Origin of the sequence: Pseudomonas sp. LD120 (genome assembly GCF_009861525.1) — a bacterium.
Taxonomy (GTDB): Bacteria; Pseudomonadota; Gammaproteobacteria; order Pseudomonadales; family Pseudomonadaceae; genus Aquipseudomonas.
On record NZ_WVHL01000002.1, the window covers coordinates 619,854 to 639,429 of the forward strand.

At 60.8% G+C, this 19,576-nt stretch carries 15 protein-coding genes; 2 read left to right on the top strand and 13 right to left on the bottom strand.

The genetic code is table 11. From position 1 onward, the window contains the following. Positions 1 to 3 precede the first annotated feature (3 nt). Entirely contained in the window at positions 4 to 3,102 is a 3,099-nt protein-coding gene (locus tag PLD_RS05745; protein ID WP_159890680.1) for an efflux RND transporter permease subunit, read from the top strand. 55 nt (positions 3,103 to 3,157) lie between these two features. Here PLD_RS05745 and PLD_RS30605 read toward each other — a convergent pair whose 3' ends face one another. The 7 genes from PLD_RS30605 to PLD_RS05775 all read right to left on the bottom strand — a co-directional run bounded on the left by PLD_RS30605 (position 3,158) and on the right by PLD_RS05775 (position 10,730). Further along, positions 3,158 to 3,283, bottom strand: a complete 126-nt coding sequence (locus PLD_RS30605) for a hypothetical protein (RefSeq protein ID WP_256674552.1) — start codon at positions 3,281 to 3,283, stop codon at positions 3,158 to 3,160. Positions 3,284 to 3,505: 222 nt separating this feature from the next. Continuing rightward, the gene (locus tag PLD_RS05750) at positions 3,506 to 4,825 is read right to left on the bottom strand and encodes a transposase (RefSeq protein ID WP_159890682.1); all 1,320 of its coding nucleotides are present in this window, start codon (positions 4,823 to 4,825) and stop codon (positions 3,506 to 3,508) included. A 441-nt stretch (positions 4,826 to 5,266) separates the two neighbouring features. Further along, complete coding sequence (locus PLD_RS05755; RefSeq protein ID WP_159890684.1) at positions 5,267 to 5,446, bottom strand: hypothetical protein; 180 nt, start codon at positions 5,444 to 5,446, stop codon at positions 5,267 to 5,269. 155 nt (positions 5,447 to 5,601) lie between these two features. Further along, positions 5,602 to 6,777 (bottom strand): lactonase family protein, encoded by a 1,176-nt coding sequence (locus tag PLD_RS05760; protein WP_159890686.1) that lies wholly within the window; start codon positions 6,775 to 6,777, stop codon positions 5,602 to 5,604. Beyond that, the gene (locus PLD_RS05765) at positions 6,764 to 7,057 is read right to left on the bottom strand and encodes a DUF5629 family protein (protein WP_159890688.1); all 294 of its coding nucleotides are present in this window, start codon (positions 7,055 to 7,057) and stop codon (positions 6,764 to 6,766) included. The genes PLD_RS05760 and PLD_RS05765 overlap by 14 nt, the downstream gene beginning before the upstream one ends. Before the next feature lie 215 nt (positions 7,058 to 7,272). Further along, complete coding sequence (locus PLD_RS05770; RefSeq protein ID WP_159890689.1) at positions 7,273 to 9,648, bottom strand: RND family transporter; 2,376 nt, start codon at positions 9,646 to 9,648, stop codon at positions 7,273 to 7,275. A gap of 32 nt (positions 9,649 to 9,680) precedes the next feature. Continuing rightward, positions 9,681 to 10,730, bottom strand: coding sequence for a YCF48-related protein (locus PLD_RS05775; protein WP_159890691.1), 1,050 nt, complete (start codon positions 10,728 to 10,730; stop codon positions 9,681 to 9,683). A 431-nt stretch (positions 10,731 to 11,161) separates the two neighbouring features. On the opposite strand from PLD_RS05775, the gene PLD_RS05780 reads away from it, so the two are divergent. Further along, complete coding sequence (locus PLD_RS05780) at positions 11,162 to 12,793, top strand: SulP family inorganic anion transporter (protein ID WP_159890693.1); 1,632 nt, start codon at positions 11,162 to 11,164, stop codon at positions 12,791 to 12,793. Between the two features lie 162 nt (positions 12,794 to 12,955). On the opposite strand, the gene pepN is transcribed toward PLD_RS05780, so the two are convergent. The 6 genes from pepN to PLD_RS05810 all read right to left on the bottom strand — a co-directional run bounded on the left by pepN (position 12,956) and on the right by PLD_RS05810 (position 19,573). After that, positions 12,956 to 15,613 (bottom strand): aminopeptidase N, encoded by a 2,658-nt coding sequence (gene pepN, locus PLD_RS05785; protein WP_159890695.1) that lies wholly within the window; start codon positions 15,611 to 15,613, stop codon positions 12,956 to 12,958. A gap of 12 nt (positions 15,614 to 15,625) precedes the next feature. After that, the gene (locus PLD_RS05790) at positions 15,626 to 16,456 is read right to left on the bottom strand and encodes a DUF2797 domain-containing protein (protein ID WP_159890697.1); all 831 of its coding nucleotides are present in this window, start codon (positions 16,454 to 16,456) and stop codon (positions 15,626 to 15,628) included. Further along, positions 16,453 to 16,713, bottom strand: coding sequence for a YeaC family protein (locus PLD_RS05795; protein ID WP_159890699.1), 261 nt, complete (start codon positions 16,711 to 16,713; stop codon positions 16,453 to 16,455). Before PLD_RS05795 ends, PLD_RS05790 begins: the two co-directional genes overlap by 4 nt. Before the next feature lie 102 nt (positions 16,714 to 16,815). After that, complete coding sequence (locus PLD_RS05800) at positions 16,816 to 17,739, bottom strand: lipopolysaccharide assembly protein LapB (protein WP_159890701.1); 924 nt, start codon at positions 17,737 to 17,739, stop codon at positions 16,816 to 16,818. Next, the gene (locus PLD_RS05805) at positions 17,739 to 18,224 is read right to left on the bottom strand and encodes a hypothetical protein (RefSeq protein WP_159890703.1); all 486 of its coding nucleotides are present in this window, start codon (positions 18,222 to 18,224) and stop codon (positions 17,739 to 17,741) included. Before PLD_RS05805 ends, PLD_RS05800 begins: the two co-directional genes overlap by 1 nt. Further along, positions 18,224 to 19,573 carry a 26S protease regulatory subunit gene (locus PLD_RS05810; protein ID WP_159890705.1) on the bottom strand — a complete coding sequence of 450 codons (1,350 nt, stop codon included), beginning with the start codon at positions 19,571 to 19,573 and terminating at the stop codon, positions 18,224 to 18,226. Before PLD_RS05810 ends, PLD_RS05805 begins: the two co-directional genes overlap by 1 nt. Positions 19,574 to 19,576: the final 3 nt, after the last annotated feature.

The window sequence follows — 19,576 nt, forward strand, 5'->3', positions numbered from 1 at the left end:
GACATGCCGCAATTCTTTATTGACCGCCCAGTATTCGCCTGGGTCGTCGCCTTCTTCATCCTCTTGGGGGGCGCCCTGGCGATTCCCCAGTTGCCGGTGGCGCAGTACCCCAGCGTGGCCCCGCCGCAGATCGAAATCTACGCGGTCTATCCCGGTGCTTCGGCGCAAACCCTGGACGAGTCGGTGGTCAGCCTGATCGAGCAGGAGCTCAACGGCGCCGATCACCTGCTGTACTTTTCCTCCCAGAGCAGCCTCGGCAGCGCCACCATCACCGCCACCTTCCAGCCTGGCACCAACCCGGAACTGGCCCAGGTGGATGTGCAGAACCGCCTCAAGGCGGTGGAGCCGCGCCTGCCCCAGGCCGTTACCCAGCAAGGCCTGCAGGTGGAGAAGGTGTCCGCCGGCTTCCTGTTGCTGATCACCCTGACCTCCAATGACGGGCGCCTGGACAACGTTGCCCTCAGCGATTACCTGGCGCGCAACGTGATGAATGAGATCCGCCGCGTGGAGGGGGTCGGCAAGGCCCAGCTGTACGGCGCCGAGCGGGCCATGCGCATCTGGCTAGACCCGCAGAAGCTCATTGGCTTCAACCTGACCCCGGCGGACGTCAATGCCGCCGTCGCCGCGCAGAACGCTCAGGTGTCGGCGGGCAGCATTGGCGACCTGCCGAACCCCAGCACCCAGGAAATCACCGCGACCATCCTGGTCAAGGGCCAGTTGACGACTCCTGAAGAGTTTGCCGACATCGTTCTACGGGCCAACCCGGACGGATCAACGGTGCGCGTGGCTGACGTGGCCCGAGTGGAAATCGGCAGCCAGGAATACCAGTTCGGCACCCGCCTGAACGGCAAGCCCTCCACTGCGGTGGGCGTGCAACTGTCTCCGGGGGCCAACGCGCTGAGCACCGCGACCCTGATCCGCGCCAAGATGGACGAGCTGTCGCGCTACTTCCCGGCCGGCGTGGAATACAAAATCCCTTACGACACCTCACCGTTCGTCAAGGTTTCCATCACCAAGGTGATCTACACCTTGCTCGAAGCCATGGCCCTGGTGTTTTTGGTGATGTACCTGTTCCTGCAGAACATCCGCTACACCCTGATCCCGACGCTGGTGGTGCCGGTGGCGCTGATGGGCACCTTCGCCACCATGCTGGCCCTGGGTTTCTCCATCAACGTACTGACCATGTTCGGCATGGTCCTGGCCATCGGCATCCTGGTGGACGACGCCATCGTGGTGGTGGAGAACGTCGAGCGGATCATGGCCAACGAGGGCCTGTCGCCCAAGGAGGCCACGCGCAAGGCCATGAAACAGATCACCGGGGCGATTATCGGCATCACCCTGGTGCTGGTGGCGGTGTTCATTCCCATGGCCTTCATGCCCGGCTCGGTGGGGGTGATCTACCAGCAGTTCTCGCTGTCGATGGCCACCTCGATCCTGTTCTCGGCGTTCCTCGCCCTGACCCTGACCCCGGCCCTGTGCGCCACCCTGCTCAAGCCCATTGCCAAGGGCGAACACCATGAACGCAGCGGTTTCTTCGGCTGGTTCAACCGACGTTTCGAAAGCCTGAGCAACCGCTACGAGGGTGGCGTGAGCTATGCCCTCAAGCGCACTGGTCGCTACTTGCTGATCTACGCCGCGCTGCTGGCGATCATGGCGCTGCTGTTCAGCCGCCTGCCCTCGTCGTTCCTGCCGGTGGAAGACCAGGGCTACACCATCACCGATGTCCAGCTGCCGCCCGGGGCCAGCCAGAACCGTACGATCAAGGTGGTGGAACAGATCGAAGCGCACAACGCCGGCGAGCCGGGGGTGGGCGACAGCACCATCATCCTCGGCTTCAGCTTCTCCGGCAGCGGACAGAACGCCGCCCTGGCCTTCACCACTCTGAAGGACTGGTCGCAACGGGGCAGCGACGACTCGGCGATGGCCATTGCCGACCGCGCCAACGGCGCCCTCAGTGCAATCAAGGACGCCGTGGTGTACGCCGTGTTGCCGCCGCCAATCGACGGCCTGGGGACTTCCAGTGGTTTCGAGTTCCGTCTGCAGGATCGTGGCGGTGTCGGCCATCACGGCCTGATGCAGGCCAGGAGCGATCTACTCGCCGCCGCAGAAAAAAGCCCGATCCTGGCCAATGTCCGCGAAAGCGCCCTGGCCGAAGCGCCCCAGGTACAACTGGTCGTCGACCGCAAACAAGCCAACGCCCTGGGAGTGTCGTTCGCGGACATCGGCAACCTGCTGTCCACCGCCATGGGCTCGTCGTACATCAACGATTTCCCCAACCAGGGGCGCATGCAACGAGTGGTGGTTCAGGCCGAAGGCGATCAACGCAGTCAGGTCGAGGATCTGCTACGGATGAACGTACGCAACAGCGCCGGCAAGATGGTGCCGCTGTCGGCGTTCGTCAACGCCAGCTGGAGCCTGGGGCCGGCGCAGCTGACCCGCTACAACGGCTACCCGGCCATCGCCATATCCGGCGAGCCGGCGCCGGGTCATAGCACGGGTGAAGCCATGCTGGAAGTCGAGCGCCTGGTGTCCCAACTGCCGGCCGGCCTGGGCCTGGAGTGGACCGGTCTGTCGCTGCAGGAACGCCTCTCCGGCAGTCAGCCCCCCCTATTGCTGGGTCTGTCGCTGCTGATCGTGTTCCTGTGCCTGGCGGCGCTTTACGAGAGCTGGTCGATTCCGACCTCGGTGCTGCTGGTGGTGCCGCTCGGAGTGCTGGGCGCAGTGCTGGCGGTGAGCTTGCGCGGAATGCCCAACGACGTGTTCTTCAAGGTCGGCTTGATCACCATCATCGGCCTGTCGGCAAAAAACGCGATCCTGATCATCGAGTTCGCCAAGAGCCTGTATGACGAAGGCCACGACCTGGTCGACGCCACGGTGCAGGCAGCACGCCTGCGCCTGCGGCCGATCGTCATGACCTCCCTGGCCTTCATCCTCGGCGTGGTGCCCCTGGCGATTGCCACGGGGGCCAGCTCCGCCAGCCAGCAAGCCATCGGCACGGGCGTGATCGGCGGCATGATCACCGCGACCCTGGCGGTGATCTTCGTGCCGGTGTTCTTCGTGGTGGTGATGAAACTGGTCAAGCGCGGTTCAGCCAAGGGCTGAGGCCCTCATCGCGGGCCCCAGGGCGGGGCCCGCACCTTCTTCGCTCGAAAGCGTTTCAGTCCTGCAACAGGCTGGTCAAGCGCTCTCGGGAAGTTTCCGGCTCACCTTCGACAGGCTGCGCGGAAGACAGGATGGGAGTGGAATAGAGCAACAGCAGCACCACAGCCAGACGCATTACCATGCTATCGATCCTTGCTCGGGAAAGAGTCAATAATTCAGCGCCAAATTTAAACATATGGCGATGTGATACTACCAAGCAAAATTTGCCATGGGTGTGGATTGCGTCGCAAACACCCTACCCATTGGCGTCATCAATGGCGGTGCATGCCTTGAGGGCCCGCTCTGCCAGCTCCTTATCTGTTCTAGGCCCTTGAGAGGCAAATTTGGCCAGCCGTCGCAGGTTCTACACCGCCGCGGCCAGCGTGAATTCATCAGTCGCGCCACTCATGCCACGTAGGCGGAGGCGATCCAATTTCAGGATGCGCTTGAGGTGGGCAAACAACATTTCGACCTTTTTACGTTCGTGGCGAGAGCGCACATACGCCGGTGTCGTTGCGATTTGCCGAGCCACATCACGTGCGGCTTCATGGACGCTGCGAGCGATCTTGCAGAACGCAGTGTTCGGGCAGCATCGGGCTTTCATCGGACATTCAACGCAGTTGGCCTGCCGGGATCGGAAGATGATGGTGTTGGCCTTGGTGACGTGTGAACGCTCATTCTTGAAGGCTCGCCATCCGCTGCGCAATGCGTTGCCGGACGGACAGCGGTATTCCTCAGTCTCTTCATTCCAGTGGAAATCGGTGTTCGAGAAACTGTCGTTCTTGCGCTCGGTTTTGTCCCACACCGGCACGTGCGGCTCGATGTCTTTTTCCTCCACCATCCAGGCCAACATCGGCGCAGTGCCGTAAGCGGTATCGCCAATAAGGCGTTTCGACTTGATGTCCAACTGCGTCTCGACCCGGTCAATCATGATCTTGGTGCTCTCGACCTCGGCCGTGCGATGAGCCGGTGTGGGTTCCACATCCATGATCACACCGTGCTCGGTATCGATCAGATAATTCGTGGAGTAAGCGTAGAACGCTGGGCCACCTGGAGCTGCGGTCCAGCGGGCCAGAGGATCCGTCAGCGACAGGCGCTTCGGTAGCGTTTCGGCCAAAGCCTCTTCATCGAGGGCTTCAAGGTACTCACACACGGCGCGGGTGCTCAGGGCCGGATCGCTCCAATTGACCTGTTCATCACCTGGTACGCCGCGCTGCCGACTGGCATCCGCTTTGATGATGCTGGCGTCCACGGCAAATCCTTCACCCTTGACCAGACCTGCCTCCATGCAGCGACGCAGCACTTCATTGAACAACCAGCGAAACAGATCACTGTCCCGAAAGCGGCCGTGTCGGTTCTTGGAAAAGGTCGAGTGATTAAGGACTTCATCTTCAAGGCTCAACCGGCAGAACCAGCGATACGCCAGGTTCAAATGGGCCTCTTCGCACAACCGCCGCTCGGAGCGAATGCCGTAGCAATAGCCCACGATCAGCATGCGAATCATCAGTTCATGATCAATCGACGGACGTCCAATCGGACTATAGAAATCGGCAAGGTAATGGCGCAGGTCGCTCAGATCGAGACACAGATCAACGCTGCGCAGAAGGTGATTGGCGGGAATGTGGTCTTCAAGGTTGAACGAGTAAAACAGCCGATCCTGCCCACTCGATAACTGGCCCATCATGCTGCGTGCTTCCCTGCTGGCCAATGCAGCAATTTTGCCGCAGGCCAAATAGGGGAGCTACTTTTTCAACAGAATCGGACGTAAGCAGATGCCCGTCACAAACGACCGTTTTCATCCAAAGTCCACCCTTCCCCCCCCAAAAAACACAAACAAAACAAGTAGCTCAGAGCAACGCCAGCAACCTGCTTTCGCTGCACCGAGAACAACTGCTGAGATACGGTATCTCGCCATCGACCCACTCAGTCGGCCAGTTACTAATGCCGAACCAGCCCTCCCCTTGCGCCCTTCCCTATGAGATGGAGCAGACCTTGTCGATCTAAGCTCGGCAAGCCATGCAGGCTTGGGCGCGAAGGGTGCGAGGAACTCAGTGGTTCCAGGGCAACGTGGATATCGCGCTGGACATGCCAGCTGGCTCGCCAGCATAGGCGTAAAGCGACCCGGTCAGCCGTGGCTCTTGTGATCCAGGGCGGCGTAGAAGTGGGCGCTTTGTTGCAGGTATTTCTGGGTGTAGGTGTTGGTGCTGGATTTCTTCTGGCTGATTTCCACGTTGGCGCTGGCAGGCAGGGCCACGCTGGCGGAAATGGCCGAGGCGGCGATCACGGAGAAGAGATTGAAGTTCATCGGTATAACCCTCGGATTCAGTTGGCTTGCTTGCCCGTGTGGGCTGTTGAGCAAACTTACTCCCGAGGGTTGGCTGGAAAAAATGCTTTGCGGCAGTAGCTATTATCAGCGTGATTGATGGAAGCCGTCAGGCACCGGACACCGAGGCCTGTGGCTTACTGACGCACCAGAAACTTGATATCGCTGGGGGCGTCGAAGGGCAGCTTCTGCACTGTCTTGCCGAGGAACCCGGTCTTGGCATCGCGTTCGATCACCACGATCTCATTGCTCTTCTGGTTGCCGATCAGCACGTAGCGGTTGCTCGGATCAAGGCTGAACTCTCGCGGGTGATCGCCCTCCACGGAACGGCGCTGGATCTCTTTGAGCTGACCATTGTTCGGGTCGATGGCAAACACCAGCAACTGGTTGGCGGTGCCACGGTTGCTGACATACAGGTACTGGCCATCCTTGGAGGCGTGCAAGGCCGCCGCAGACTTTTTCTCCTTGGCGCCACTGGCGGCCAGATCCAGCAACTGACGTTGGGTCAGCTGACCGTCCTGATAGTCGAAGACCGCTACCTGAGCGCTCATTTCCAGGGTCAGGTAGGCACGCTTGCCATCGGCACTGAACAGCAAGTGACGCGGGCCGCTACCCGGCGGCAACTGGACGAAAGCCGGCTCGGCGGGGCTCAGTGGACGCTCCGGGTTGGCCTTGGGGTCGTAACGGTAGACAAAGATCTTGTCCGCCCCCAGGTCGTTGGCGAAGACAAACTTGCCGTCCGGCGAGGACGTCGACGAATGCACATGGGCCGACTGCTGACGCTCGGCGTCGACCCGACTGCCTGGATGACTACTGAGCTGCACCACTGGCGATAAATGGCCCTCGGCGCTGACCGGCACCACTGCCAGACTGCCACCTGGGTCGACATCCACTGAGTAGTTGCTGACAAACAGATAACTGCCGTCGACGCTCAAGCTGGAATGGGTAGGGTCATTGCCCTGACTCTGGACCTGGTTGATCAGGTTCAATCGATGCGTCTTGGGCGCCAGGCTGTAGCTGCTGACCCTACCGACAGGGTCGGCATGGCCGGGGCTGTTTTCATTCACCACGAAGACAAACTTCAAATCCCTGGACAAGGTCAGCCAGGACGGATTGGAGCTGTTGACCACCTGCAACGGCTTGGGATTGATCTGCCCGGTGCGGGCATTGAAGTTCAGGCGATACAGGCCCTGGCTCTGCCCTTGGGTGTAGGAGCCCACCAGAAATTCCTGAGTGTCGGCCGGTGCAGCCTGAACCGACATGGCACCGACACTCCCAGCCATCAACAGGGGCCAGACATTACGCATCTTCATGCTCACCCTCCTCTTCGTCACGGGCACTGAACGCGCTCATGCACACCAAGCGGTGCTCACCAGAATCGCCGACCAGGGTCCAGCTCTGCAGCGCCTGATCGAAAGTCGCGGCCTGCAACTGGGCCAAGGTAAAACTCCAGCGCTTGGCGGCGCGACCATCCATGCATTCGATCAGCAGGCGTTGCTCATCGAGGGTGAAATCGAAAGCGTGCAAGCCGTCGATTTCCAGCATGTCGCAGGCGTCAAGGGCGGTGAGCAAGGTGTCGGTAGCAGCGGTCATAGCGATCAATCATCAATTGGAAAGGCGCAATCATAGCTGATCGGCGCCCAAGGATCGGGGCCGTATTACGCGCAATCAGCGCTTGGCGCCGTTGCAGCCTGCGAGCGCTGCCGCAGGGACCTGGAAATGCTTTGCTGCGCCAGCCTGTCGATGCCCAGGAGCAGGCATGAAAAAGCCGCCCCCGAGGGTGCGGCTTGGTGTTCAAAAGGCCCGGATCAGTGAGCGAACAGTGAGTTGCCCTTCTGCCCGGCGAGCTTTTCCGGTTTGATCAGGAACCGCGCCAGCGCCGGCAGCAGCCACAGGGCGCCGAACATGTTCCACAGCAGCATGAAGGTCAGCATCAGGCCCATGTCGGCCTGGAACTTGATGGCCGAGAAAATCCAGGTGCACACGCCGATGGCCAGACACAGGCCGGTGAACAGCACGGCTTTACCGGTGGAGCGCAAGGTCTGGTAGTACGCCTCTTGCAACGGCAATCCGGCACGCAGGAAGCTCTCCAGGCGGCTGTAGATATAGATGCCGTAGTCGACCCCGATGCCCACCCCCAGCGCCACCACCGGCAGAGTCGCCACCTTGACGCCAATGCCCATGAACGCCATCAGTGCGTTACCCAGCACCGACGTCAACACCAGCGGCAGGACAATGCACAGGGTCGCCGCCCAGGAACGGAAAGTGATCATGCACATGGTGGCCACACAGAGGTACACCAGGATCAGGATGGTCAGTTCGGACTCCTTGATCACCTCATTGGTGGCTGCCTCGATCCCGGCGTTACCGGAGGCAAGGATGAACTCCAGGCCGTCCTTGTTGTGCTCCTTGGCGAACGCCTGCACCGCATGCACGGCGCGATCCAGGGTTTCGGCCTTGTGATCGTTGAGGAACACCAGCACCGGCGCCAACGAGCAGTTGTTGTTGTACAGACCATCGGCCCGGGCAATGGAGCTGTTGAGCACGTCCGGGTTGCGCGACAGGGTTTCCCATTTCAGGTTGCCCTCGTTCATGCCCTTGATCATCTGCTTGGAAACGGTCACCAGAGAGATCGCCGACTGCACCCCCTCGGTGTTCTGCATCTTCCACATCAATTCGTCGATGGGCGCCATGGCCTCATAGCGAGAACAGCCTTCGGCCGCGGTCTTGACCATCACCACCAGCACATCGGAACTGGTGGAATAGTTGCTGATGATGAAGTTGTTGTCCTTGTTGTAGCGCGAGTCGGGACGCAGTTCGGGAGCGCCCTGATCGAGGTCGCCGATCTTCAGGTTCTGGCTGTACCAGAGGCCGCCACCAAAGGCCACCAGGGCCAGGGTCACGGAGATCGGGGCAACTTTGGGGTTGGCAAAATTCGACAGCAGGCGCCAGAACGGATGCTCGCGGGAGGCGTCCTTCTTGCTGCGTTCGATGGCGCGCTTGCTGATGCCGACGTAGGAAATCGCTACTGGTAGCAGGATCAGGTTGGTGAACACGATCACCGCCACACCGATGGAGGCGCCGATGGCCAACTCGCGGATCACCCCGATGTCGATGATCAACAAGGTGATGAAGCCCACGGCGTCGGCGAGGATCGCGATCATCCCTGGCAGGAACAATTGCCGGAAGGTGCGCCGCGCTGCAGTCAGGGCATTGTCGGCGTCGCTCGATTGCAGGGCAATCCCGTTGATCTTCTGCACCCCGTGGGAAATGCCGATGGCGAAGATCAGGAACGGCACCAGCATCGAGTAAGGATCCAGCCCGAAACCAAAGAAGTGCATCAGCCCCAACTGCCAGCCCACCGCCACCAGGGTGGTGATCAGCACCGCGATGGTGCTGCGGATGCACCAGGTGAACCAGTACAGCAACACCAGGGTGATGATGAAGGCCACGCCGAAGAACATCACCACCATGATCAGGCCATCGATCAGGTCACCGACCTTCTTGGCGAAGCCAACGATGTGGATCTTCACATTCGGGTTCTGCGCCTCGAACTTGTCGCGGATCTTCTCTTCAAGCTGATGGGAAAAATTCTGGTAGTCCAGGGCCAGCAGCTTGCCCTGATCCTTCGGGTCCGGGTAGGACTCCAACAGCGGTATCTCGACAATGCTGGACTTGAAATCATTGGCCACCAGACGCCCAACCTGACCGGACTTGAGGACGTTATTGCGCAACTGCTCAAGGCTTGCCAGCGAGCCGTTGTAGCTCTGGGGGATCACCTCGCCACCGGCAAAGCCCTCTTCGGTCACCTCGGTCCAGCGCACGCTGGGACTCCACAGGGACTTGAGCCCCGAGCGATCGACGCCGGAGATGTAGAACACCTCGTCGTTGATCTGCCGCAACGTCTCCATGTAATCCTTGGTGAAAATGTCGCCATCGCGGGCTTCCACCGAAATACGCACGGTGTTGCCCAGGTTGGCCAGATCGTTGCGGTGCTCCATCATCCGTTCGATGAACGGATGCTTGAGCGGGATCATTTTTTCAAAACTGGTGGACGGCCGGATCAGGGTCGCTTGCCAGAACAGGAAAACGCTGACCAGCAGGCAAATGAAGATCACTGCCGGGCGGTTGTTGAAAATCAGGCGCTCTAGAAAATTCGCCTTGTCCTGGTGATGACTGCTCATGGAATTCCCCACCTTCTTATTATGTGCCCGGCTTATTGGCCGAGTTCAGCGCCCGTTGCTGCAGAAACCCGCACCCCGCCCTGCCCCGCGAGGATCAGTCGGCCATTGCCGGCGGCCGCCACCGCCGACAACGAGACGCGATCCTGGCGGTTGAACACACTGAAGCTCTGGCCGTGGTCGGTGCTGCGGATCACGCTGCCACCGTTGCCGACGATCACCAGCGAACCGTCATCCAGCAGCGTGGCGCCGGACAGGCCGAACTCCAGGGCGCCACGAGCGGCCTTCAACGGCACCTGCTCCCAAGTGCCGCCAAAATCCGTGGAGCGATAGAGGTTGCCGCGCAAGCCGTAGACCAGCAGCGTGGCCGGCTGGCCAGTGCCAATCACCCCGAACAGCGAGCCCTCATAGGGACCTTCGAGACGCTCCCAGGTTTGCCCACCATCGGCGGAGCGGAACATGCTGCCTTGCTCACCGACGATGAACAGGCCGGAGCCCTTGATTTCGGTGATGGCGTTGAGGTGGAACTGGTCTTCATTGTCCAGACGTTCGCTGACGTCCTCCCAATGCTGGCCACCGTCGGTGGTTTCCAGAAAGGCGCCATAGGCGCCGACGGCGTAGCCGGTCTGAGTGTCCTTGAACCACACATCCAGCAACGGCGACTCACGCTTGAGGTCCTGGAACTGCCGGCTCCAGGTCGCACCGCCGTCGCTGCTGGCCAGCACCTGGGCATCGTGCCCCACTGCCCAACCGTGCTGTTCATCGACAAAATACAGCGCCGTCAGCATCTGCCGGGTCGGCACCTTGGCCTGGGTCCAGGTCTGCCCCTGGTCATCGGAATAAAGAATGTGTCCGCGATCGCCCACGGCTACCAGGCGCTTGCCGGCGTGGACCACATCAAGCATCAAGCTTTTCTCGGCCTTGGACGACTTGATGGAATAGACAGTATCCGCTGCGTTGGCAGCGGCCAGAACCGGCGTCGACAGCGTCACGACACCCAACAGCGAGAGCGCTGTAGCCAGCAGTGCGAACGTGCGCAGCGCCGGCGGGCGGCCAACAACCACACCCATGACAGGCTCACTCATAGACCATTCCCCCATTATTATTGTCAGGTCACTTGACCTCTCAGGGCGCCGTCCAGGGTCTTCGCAAACAGTAACAATCTCGACGATCGTCCTGAAACCTGCAATCTAGAGCCCCTTCGGCTGCGAGCTATCCTATCGGGCTTTCGAAAGGTCTGACAATCAACGCAGCGTTATCTTTTGTTAATCACCATCCCTATCCGAGTTCCTGAATACGCCGGCATTCGCTGCGCTGATCAAAAGCCCAACCGCGCATGACGAACATGCGCCCGAGTGCCGAAAGCCTTTCCAATCTAGTTGAATCTTGCCGACCTGCACGGTGCGGGTGAGCCCCACACGACTAAAGACTGATCCAGCGCAAAGGCGTCCACCCCCTGGCGTTGACTATGATGAGCGGCGTGGGCAATGCGCCCGCCGACCTTCAGGAGTGAGCCATGATTGCTATACGCGAGGCGTGGAAAGCCGGGTTGCTGAGCCCCAAACACTGGGCGCGCAACCTGCTGTCCGGGGTGGTGGTCGGGGTGGTGGCGCTGCCCCTGGCCATGGCGTTCGCCATCGCATCTGGAGTCAAGCCCGAGCAAGGGATCTACACCGCCATCGTTGGCGGGCTGCTGGTATCGCTGTTCGGCGGCAGCCGCTTGCAGATTGCCGGCCCCACCGGGGCGTTTATCGTGATTCTGGCCGGGGTCACCGCCAAGTACGGCGTCGACGGCCTGCAACTGGCCACCATGATGGCCGGAATCATCCTGTTTCTGCTGGGCATCAGCCGCCTGGGGGCGTTGATCAAGTTCATCCCGGACCCGGTGATTCTCGGCTTCACCGCCGGCATTGGGGTGATCATCTGGGTCAGCCAGTGGAAAGACTTCTTCGGTCTGCCTGCCGTCCAGGGCGAGTACTTTCACCTAAAACTCTGGCACCTGCTGCAAGCCCTGCCCGAACTGCACCTGGCCACCACCTTGCTCGCCGTGCTCAGCCTGGCGGTGCTGCTGTGGGTGCCGAGGGTGGCATCGCTCAAGCGCATTCCGGCTCCCCTGGTGGCCATGATCCTGGCCACCGTCTTGCAGTCGCTGTTCCAGTTCCAGGGCGTGGCCACTATCGGCAGTGCCTTCGGCGGCATCCCCCAGGGTCTGCCCGAGCTGCAACTGCCTCCGGTCAGCCTGACCCGGGTCCTGGACCTGATTGGTCCGGCCTTCGCCATTGCCATGCTCGGAGCCATCGAGTCGCTGCTATCTGCGGTGGTGGCAGACGGCATGGCCAGCACCCGCCACGACTCCAACCAGGAACTGATCGGCCAGGGCATCGCGAACCTGGCCACGCCGCTGTTCGGCGGTTTTGCCGCCACCGGCGCCATTGCCCGCACCGCCACCAATATTCGCAACGGCGGCAACAGTCCGTTGGCTGGCGTTACCCACGCGGTGGTGCTGGTGCTGATCATTTTGTTCCTCGCGCCACTGGCAGCGAACATCCCTCTGTGCGCCCTGGCGGCGATTCTGTTCGTGGTGGCCTACAACATGAGCGAGTTGCACCACTTCAAGCGCATGCTGCAACGGGCACCACGCGCCGACGTGGCGATCCTGCTGTGCACCTTCGTGCTCACGGTGTTCAGCGACCTGGTGATCGCGGTGAACATTGGGGTGATCCTGGCAATGCTGCACTTCCTGCGGCGCATGGCCTCCTCGGTGGAGGTGCAGCAGGTGGTGGAGGCGGATCTGGAGAATGAACTGCACGGCAAGGGTCGGGGACATCTACCGCCGGGCGTGCTGGTCTACACCATCGAAGGGCCATTGTTCTTTGGCGCAGCCGAGACCTTCGAACGGGCCCTCGCGCAGACTCACAGCGACCCACAGGTGCTGATCATCCGCCTCAAGCATGTGCCGTTCATGGACATTACGGGCCTGCAGACCCTGGAGGAAGTGATAGGCCAGCTACAAAAGCGCGGGATAGTGGTGAAACTGTGCGAAGCCAACCTGAAGGTTCATGCCAAGCTTGAGCGAGTGGGCATCCTGCATGCCATTGGCATGCAGAACTATCACCACGACTTGAGCAGCGCACTCCCTCCCTTGTAGCCGCTGCCGCAGACTGCGAACGGTCTGGGCGGCACTGCGTCGCAGGGACGCATCGATCTCAAGACCGACAGAGGTATGACAGCGATCGCCAAGCAAGGTCCTGCGGACCTTGGCGCAGCTTCGCAGGCTCAGCAGCGGCTACTGGTGTAGCCGCTGCCGCCGTCAGGCGAGGCTTTTGCTCACCACTTCGAACACGTCACTGGACAGCTCGCCGGAGGCACGGATGCGCTCCAGTTCGCCCTTCATCAGCGCCTGACGGGCGCTGTCGTACTTGCGCCAGCGGGTCAGCGGCGCCAGTTGCCGCGAGGCGATCTGCGGGTTGAAGCCGTTGAGCTGGATCACCAGATCCGCCAGGAAGCGATAACCCGAACCGTCGGCCGCGTGGAAGTTGATCAGGTTCTGCCCGGCAAAAGCCCCCACCAACGCGCGCACCTTGTTCGGGTTCTTGAGGTTGAACGCCGGGTGCTGCATCAGCGCCTTGACCCGCGCCAGGCCACCCGGCAACGGGCTGCCGGCCTGGACGCTGAACCACTGGTCCATGACCAGGGCGTTGTCCTTGAAGTGCTCGGCGAACACTGCCAGAGCCTGGGCCTTCTCGGCCTCGAACGGCGAGTTGACCAGCACCGCCAGGGCGGTCAGGCGCTCGGTCATGTTGTCGGCGCTGTCGAACTGTTCGATGGCCGCCGCCAACACTTCGGGCTTGCGGGTCAACATCAGGTACGACAGGGCAATGTTCTGCAGCGCGCGACGGGCAAAGTGCTCGGACTCAGCCACATAAGCCGTGGCCTTGGACACCTGCCGATTGGCCTGATAGCGCTTCCACAGGGCATCGAACAGACTGTCAGCCAGTTGCTGACGGGCAAACTCGCGAGCCACATGGATCGCCTCGACCTCCGCCACTTCGCTGATCTCGGTCAGGTAGGCCTCGCCCGGCAGGGACAGCATTTCCGCGACCATGGCCTGGTCCAGGCTGTCGTCGGCCAGCACGGTGCCCAAGGCGGTCACCAGACGTTCGTCCATCACCAGCGCCTGACCCTGCTGATGCTGGGCAATCAGTTCTTGCAGCACTTGCACGGCCAACTGCTGGCCGGCGTCCCAGCGGTTGAAACCGTCGCTGTCGTGCTGCATGAGGAACATCAGTTGGTCGCGGTTGTAGGGGAAGTTCAGCTTCACCGGTGCCGAGAAGCCCCGCAGCAGCGACGGCAACGGCTGTTCGGCGATATCGACGAAGGTGAAGGTCTGTTCGGCCTCGGTCACCGAGATCACCCGGGAAGTCCCCTGGGCGGCGTTTTCGCCGGACAGGCGCAGGGCCATGCCCGCCCCTTTCGAGTCCAGCAGGCCCAGCTCCACCGGGATCACGAACGGCAGTTTCTCCACCTTGTCCGGGGTCTGCGGGCAGCTCTGGCGGAAGGTCAGGCTGTAGGTCTTGGCCGCCGCGTCGTAGGACTCGCTGACCGCCAGCCGTGGCGTACCGGCCTGGCTGTACCAGCGTTTGAACTGGGTCAGATCGACGCCGTTGGCATCTTCCATGGCCTTGACGAAATCGTCACAGGTCACCGCCTGACCGTCATGGCGCTCGAAGTACAGGTCGCTGCCCTTACGGAAGCCTTCGGCGCCGAGCAAGGTGTGGATCATGCCGACAACTTCCGAACCCTTTTCGTACACGGTCAGGGTGTAGAAGTTGGAAATCTCGATAAAGCTTTCCGGGCGCACGGCGTGGGCCATGGGGCCGGCGTCTTCGGCAAACTGGTGGGTGCGCAGATAGGCCACGTCCTGGATGCGCTTGACGGTGCGCGAGTTCATGTCCGCGGAGAAACCGGCATCGCGAAACACCGTGAAGCCTTCTTTCAGCGACAGCTGGAACCAGTCGCGGCAGGTCACGCGGTTACCCGACCAGTTGTGGAAGTATTCGTGGGCAACGATCGCCTCGACCCGCTGGTGCGCGGCATCGGTGGCGGTTTCGGCGCGGGCCAGCACGGCGCTGGAGTTGAAGATGTTCAGGCCCTTGTTTTCCATGGCGCCCATGTTGAAGTCGTTGACCGCAACGATCATGAAGATATCCAGGTCGTATTCGCGACCGTAGGTTTCTTCGTCCCAGCGCATGGACTTCTTCAGGCTGTTCATCGCGTGCTGGCACTTGTCGATGTTTTCCGGCTCGACATAGATGCGCAGCGCCACGTCGCGCCCGCTCTGGGTGCAAAAGCTGTCTTCCACGCACCACAGGTCGCCGGCCACCAGGGCGAACAGGTAGGCCGGTTTCATGAACGGGTCTTCCCAGGTCGCCCAGTGCCGGCCTTCTTCACCGGGGCCGCTGGCGATCGGGTTGCCGTTGGAGAGCAATACCGGGTAGCTGTGCTGCTCGGCCACCACGGTGGTGGTGAATTTGCTCATCACATCCGGACGATCGAGGTAATAGGTGATTTTGCGAAAGCCCTCGGCTTCGCACTGGGTGCAGAACATGCCGCTGGACTTGTACAGGCCTTCCAGGGCGGTGTTGCTTTCCGGGTGGATCTTCACGCTGGTGTCCAGGGTGAAGCTGGCGCTGGTGGGGTGCAGGGTCAGGTGGCTGTCGTCCAGCTGATAATCGCCTGCGCTCAGCAACTGATCGGACAGGCTCACCGACAGCAACTCCAACTGCTGGCCGTCCAGCACCAGCGGCGGCAGACCGGCGCCACGGGCCGGGTTGCGACGCATCACCAGCTGCGCATGGACCAGGCTGTGGTCCTCGAACAACTCGAAGGTCAGGTGGGTCTCGTCGATCAGGTACTCGGGGGCCTGATAGTCCTTCAGGTAAATCATCTTCGGTTGTTCGGTGCGCATGGCGAATTCCTTCTACTGATGCACGGCGAGCTGATAGGCCGTGTATTTGCGAATGTTGATCACGCCGGTATCAAAGATCAGGTACTGGCCCTTGATGCCCAGCAGCGTGCCTTCGGCGATCGGATTCTTGTCCAGGTTGAAACTGACGATCTTGGTCGGGTACTGCTCGACCGGATAACGGATCTCCAGGGGCTCGATGTCACTCACCGGCTGGATCGCCTGCAGGCCGAAACGCTCCTGCAGGGCCAACAGGCCCTCGGCGCAGGATTCAAACAGTTGCTCGCGCACCTGGATCAGGTCCACCGCCACCGCATCGCCCTTGAGCAAGGCGCGCCAGTTGGTCTTGTCGGCCACCTGGGAACGGAACAGGTCCTCGACGAAGCCCGACTGCTGGCGGGTCGCCACGCGCATGATCGGCAGCGCCTGGCTGGCGCCCTGGTCGAGCCAGCGGGTCGGCAACTGGGTGGCGCGGGTGATACCGACCTTGATCCCCGAGGAGTTGGCCAAATAGACCACGTGATCGGTCATGCAGAACTGCTCGCCCCAGGACGGCTCGCGGCAGGTACCGGCGTCGTAGTGGCAACGTTCGGGGCTCATGATGCAGATATCGCACTGGGCCAGCTTGGTCATGCACGGATAGCAGTAACCCTGGCTGAAACTGGTCTTGGTCTTGCGCCCGCAATGGCTGCAATGGATCGCCCCCAGGTATTCCAGGCGCACCTGAGTGCCGATCAGGGGATTGACCGGCACCTCGCTGTCACCCAGGCGAAAAGCGTACTGAACATTCGGCCCGTCCAGGCGTGCCGACATTTTGCTGATGGAACCGCGGCCAATCTCGATCAATGGATGGCATCCGACTTGAACAGGATGTTCGGCACCGGCGCCGACTTCGAGGCGCATTCCTGCGGGCCCATGTAGCCGGTGCGCTGGTCCTCGGGCAGGTTCTGCATTTCCCAGGCGATCATCGCCTGCAGCGACAGTTCGCGCTGCTCGGTGGTGAGCTTGCGGCCATCGGACCATTTGCCGATTTCTACCGCCAGCTTCAGGCTCTGGTAGATCTCGGGGGTGATGTTTTCGATCATTTCGACAAAGGACGACATGTTGAACACTCTCCAATTGATGTCGCAAGTTAAACGGTGGCGGTCCCGCGGGATACTGCCGACAACCCTCTCAAAGGCGGTTCTCTGACAAGTAATACCCGGCTAGAAGTCCTTGGACAGCTTGACCTGACGCAATTCTTTTTCAAGCAGACGATGAAACATCTGCGGCGCGGCAAAGGTATAGATGGCAAATGCCAACCAGCACCAGTTGATCATCTCGGCGGCCTGCGGATACCCCTGAGCGGTGACGCTGATGACGACAACGCGATACACCACAAACATTGCCAGCAGGACAATGATCGCGCGGGTTGAGCCGCGCTCGACCATCCAGTTGTTTAGGCGCCACCAGAAACCCAACAAAACGCTGCTGCGTGCCTTGACTGCTGTCAGCAGGTGCAACGCGGCAACGTTGTTGGCATCCTCCTGCAGTGCCCAAACCGCGTGTTCACGGGCTTCGGCAATTTGCCCCTGACGCAATAGCAAGTGCCCAAGTACCACAACCGCTCCGGTGTGCCCCGGCTCGGCCTGCAGCGCCTCTCGCGCAAACTGCTGAGCCTTGTCCCAATCACCAACGGCACGGTAATACTCAGCCATTGCCACCAGGTTATTGGCGCAGTCGGGTTGCAGTTCCAGGGCTTTTTCCAGAGGCTCGAGGCTCTCGGCCAAATGCCCAGTCAACTGATAGAGCTCAGCCTGACTGCGGTGATAGGCAGGATTCAGCGGTTCCATATCCAGCAACTGCGTCAAGTGCTGCTGCGCCTGCTTGAACTTGCGCTGAGCGATCATCACTTGAGCTGCGGCATAGTGCGCCAAAGGCAGGCCGGGATCGGCCACCAGGGCCAATTCCGCTTCATGTCTGGCGGCATGCACTCGCCGAGTGTTGACCAGGCAAATGGCCAACAGCGCATGAGCCTCGGCCGACTGAGGGTCTTCCGCCAACGACTGGCGCAAGCTGTCGATGGCACCGTTAGGATTACCGGCTTGCAATCGTTGGTAGGCTAGTTGAATCAGGTAGTCGGTATTCATCAGCTCATCACCAGAAACCATAGGGTGACGGGCACCAAATCAAGGACAAAGCCTCTCAGCACGAACGCTCCCGCCAGAGCCACCAGAGGCGCGAAACGATTGAGTACGCCACCGTAGTATTGGTAGATCTCGATGGTCGCGTTCTGTAGCGTGAACAAGACATAGCCAATCGCCAACTTCCACACCACCATCACCAGCAAGGCGTATTGCACCTGAGTCTTGCTGACGATGTAGCCGCTGCTCAGCAACCACATCAGAAGCAACGCGATAAGCAGGCTGCCCAACAGGCCGGCACCGGCCCAAAGCCACTCGCGAACCCGGGTCGGGCTACCGACGGCGATCGAGTTGAAAACAAACCATGGCAGGCCGAGCCAGAGTCCGCCCATCATCAGCGCCAGCAAGGGCCAGAATGGAGCGGCGGCGAATCGAGCCAGTGCACCGGGCCGAGGCTCGTCATCGATGCGATAGATTCCATGAGCAGCCATCAGCGTCCCTTACCGTTTTTTTCCAGGAAGCTCAGCACTTCGTCGTACTGATTTCCTTCATTGGCATAACGCGCATAGTTACGGGCAGTGGTCAGCCACTCCAGGGTTGTTGCCCGCACGTCCTTCAAGGCGTGCTTGAAATGTCGGTCGCAGATGGCCTGCTCTGCCCCTTCGTTGATGGACTCCTCAATAGCCTCGTCTGCTGCGGTTTCGACCAGCTCGCCCAGGTCGGCACCGGAAAAGCCCGAGGTACTTTTGGCAAGAAAGGCAAAGTCGATGTCTTGCGCCATCGGCCGACCGCTCATCATCATCCGCAGCATGTTTTCACGAGCAGGCCGATCGGGTGGCGGCACGAAAAGCACCCGATCAAAACGCCCTGGCCGACGGAATGCAGAGTCCACCGACCAGGGAACGTTGGTCGCCGCCAGGATCAGCACGCCATGGTTATCGTTGCTGAAGCCATCCATTTCAGAGAGAAATTGACTCACCAGCTTCGAAGAGGTCGATTCCCGGGTATTGGAACGCTTGCCACCAAGCGCTTCGACTTCATCAAAGAACATTACCGCAGGCGCTTCAGCCCGGGCTTTGGCAAACAAGGCATGCAGCTTGCGCTCGGACTCACCGATATACATATCCAGAACATCGGAAATCGCTACGTTGAAGAATTTCGCCTTGCACTCACCCGCGGTAGCTCGGGCCAACAAGGTTTTTCCGCAGCCTGGCGGCCCGTACAGCAAGACCCCGCCACCCACGCGCTTGCGAAAGCGCTGAAACAACCCTGGTTTCTGATAAGGCAGGATGATTTTTTTGTGAATGGTCTTCTTCAACTCATCCAAACCGCCGATATCGGCAAAGGTCACGGTATCCGGTTCCGGAACCAGTAACCGATGAGCTTCGCTGCGGTCGGTATCGTCGTTGGAGATAACCCGCAGTCGCGGGCGCCCTTCAGCCCCGGGGAAGTCCACCACAGAGACATTCAATCGCCGCCACAGCGCCATGTCTTCAAGCGCCGGGTTTTGCTCAATCGCAGCGCGGTACTCGGCCTGGGCCTCCTTGAGGCGTTGCAGTTCTGCAAGCGCGTGCGCCCTGAGCAGCCCCTGCGCCGGACTCGAACCCGTTGCCATCGACAGCACCTTCTCCGGGTCGCCGGCGGCCAGGTAGAGCTGCGCAGCCAAAGCCTTCAACTCATCGGCTTCAGCCCATTGCTGCAGATCCTCGGGCAACAACCTCAATCCACGCTCATAGTCGCTACGTTCCAGGCAAGCCTTTAGCAGCAACGTGAGCAGGGCTTGGTTACCGGGAGACGCGCGCAGGGCGGTCTCCAACTGATCCAGCATCGAATCATCCATGGC

Coding starts and splice junctions, on each gene's coding strand:
- PLD_RS05745 (WP_159890680.1), top strand. CDS start 4: ATGCCGCAATTCTTTATTGACCGCCCAGTATTCGCCTGGGTCGTCGCC.
- PLD_RS30605 (WP_256674552.1), bottom strand. CDS start 3,283: ATGGTAATGCGTCTGGCTGTGGTGCTGCTGTTGCTCTATTCCACTCCC.
- PLD_RS05750 (WP_159890682.1), bottom strand. CDS start 4,825: ATGATGGGCCAGTTATCGAGTGGGCAGGATCGGCTGTTTTACTCGTTC.
- PLD_RS05755 (WP_159890684.1), bottom strand. CDS start 5,446: ATGAACTTCAATCTCTTCTCCGTGATCGCCGCCTCGGCCATTTCCGCC.
- PLD_RS05760 (WP_159890686.1), bottom strand. CDS start 6,777: ATGAAGATGCGTAATGTCTGGCCCCTGTTGATGGCTGGGAGTGTCGGT.
- PLD_RS05765 (WP_159890688.1), bottom strand. CDS start 7,057: ATGACCGCTGCTACCGACACCTTGCTCACCGCCCTTGACGCCTGCGAC.
- PLD_RS05770 (WP_159890689.1), bottom strand. CDS start 9,648: ATGAGCAGTCATCACCAGGACAAGGCGAATTTTCTAGAGCGCCTGATT.
- PLD_RS05775 (WP_159890691.1), bottom strand. CDS start 10,730: ATGAGTGAGCCTGTCATGGGTGTGGTTGTTGGCCGCCCGCCGGCGCTG.
- PLD_RS05780 (WP_159890693.1), top strand. CDS start 11,162: ATGATTGCTATACGCGAGGCGTGGAAAGCCGGGTTGCTGAGCCCCAAA.
- pepN (WP_159890695.1), bottom strand. CDS start 15,613: ATGCGCACCGAACAACCGAAGATGATTTACCTGAAGGACTATCAGGCC.
- PLD_RS05795 (WP_159890699.1), bottom strand. CDS start 16,713: ATGTCGTCCTTTGTCGAAATGATCGAAAACATCACCCCCGAGATCTAC.
- PLD_RS05800 (WP_159890701.1), bottom strand. CDS start 17,739: ATGAATACCGACTACCTGATTCAACTAGCCTACCAACGATTGCAAGCC.
- PLD_RS05805 (WP_159890703.1), bottom strand. CDS start 18,224: ATGGCTGCTCATGGAATCTATCGCATCGATGACGAGCCTCGGCCCGGT.
- PLD_RS05810 (WP_159890705.1), bottom strand. CDS start 19,573: ATGGATGATTCGATGCTGGATCAGTTGGAGACCGCCCTGCGCGCGTCT.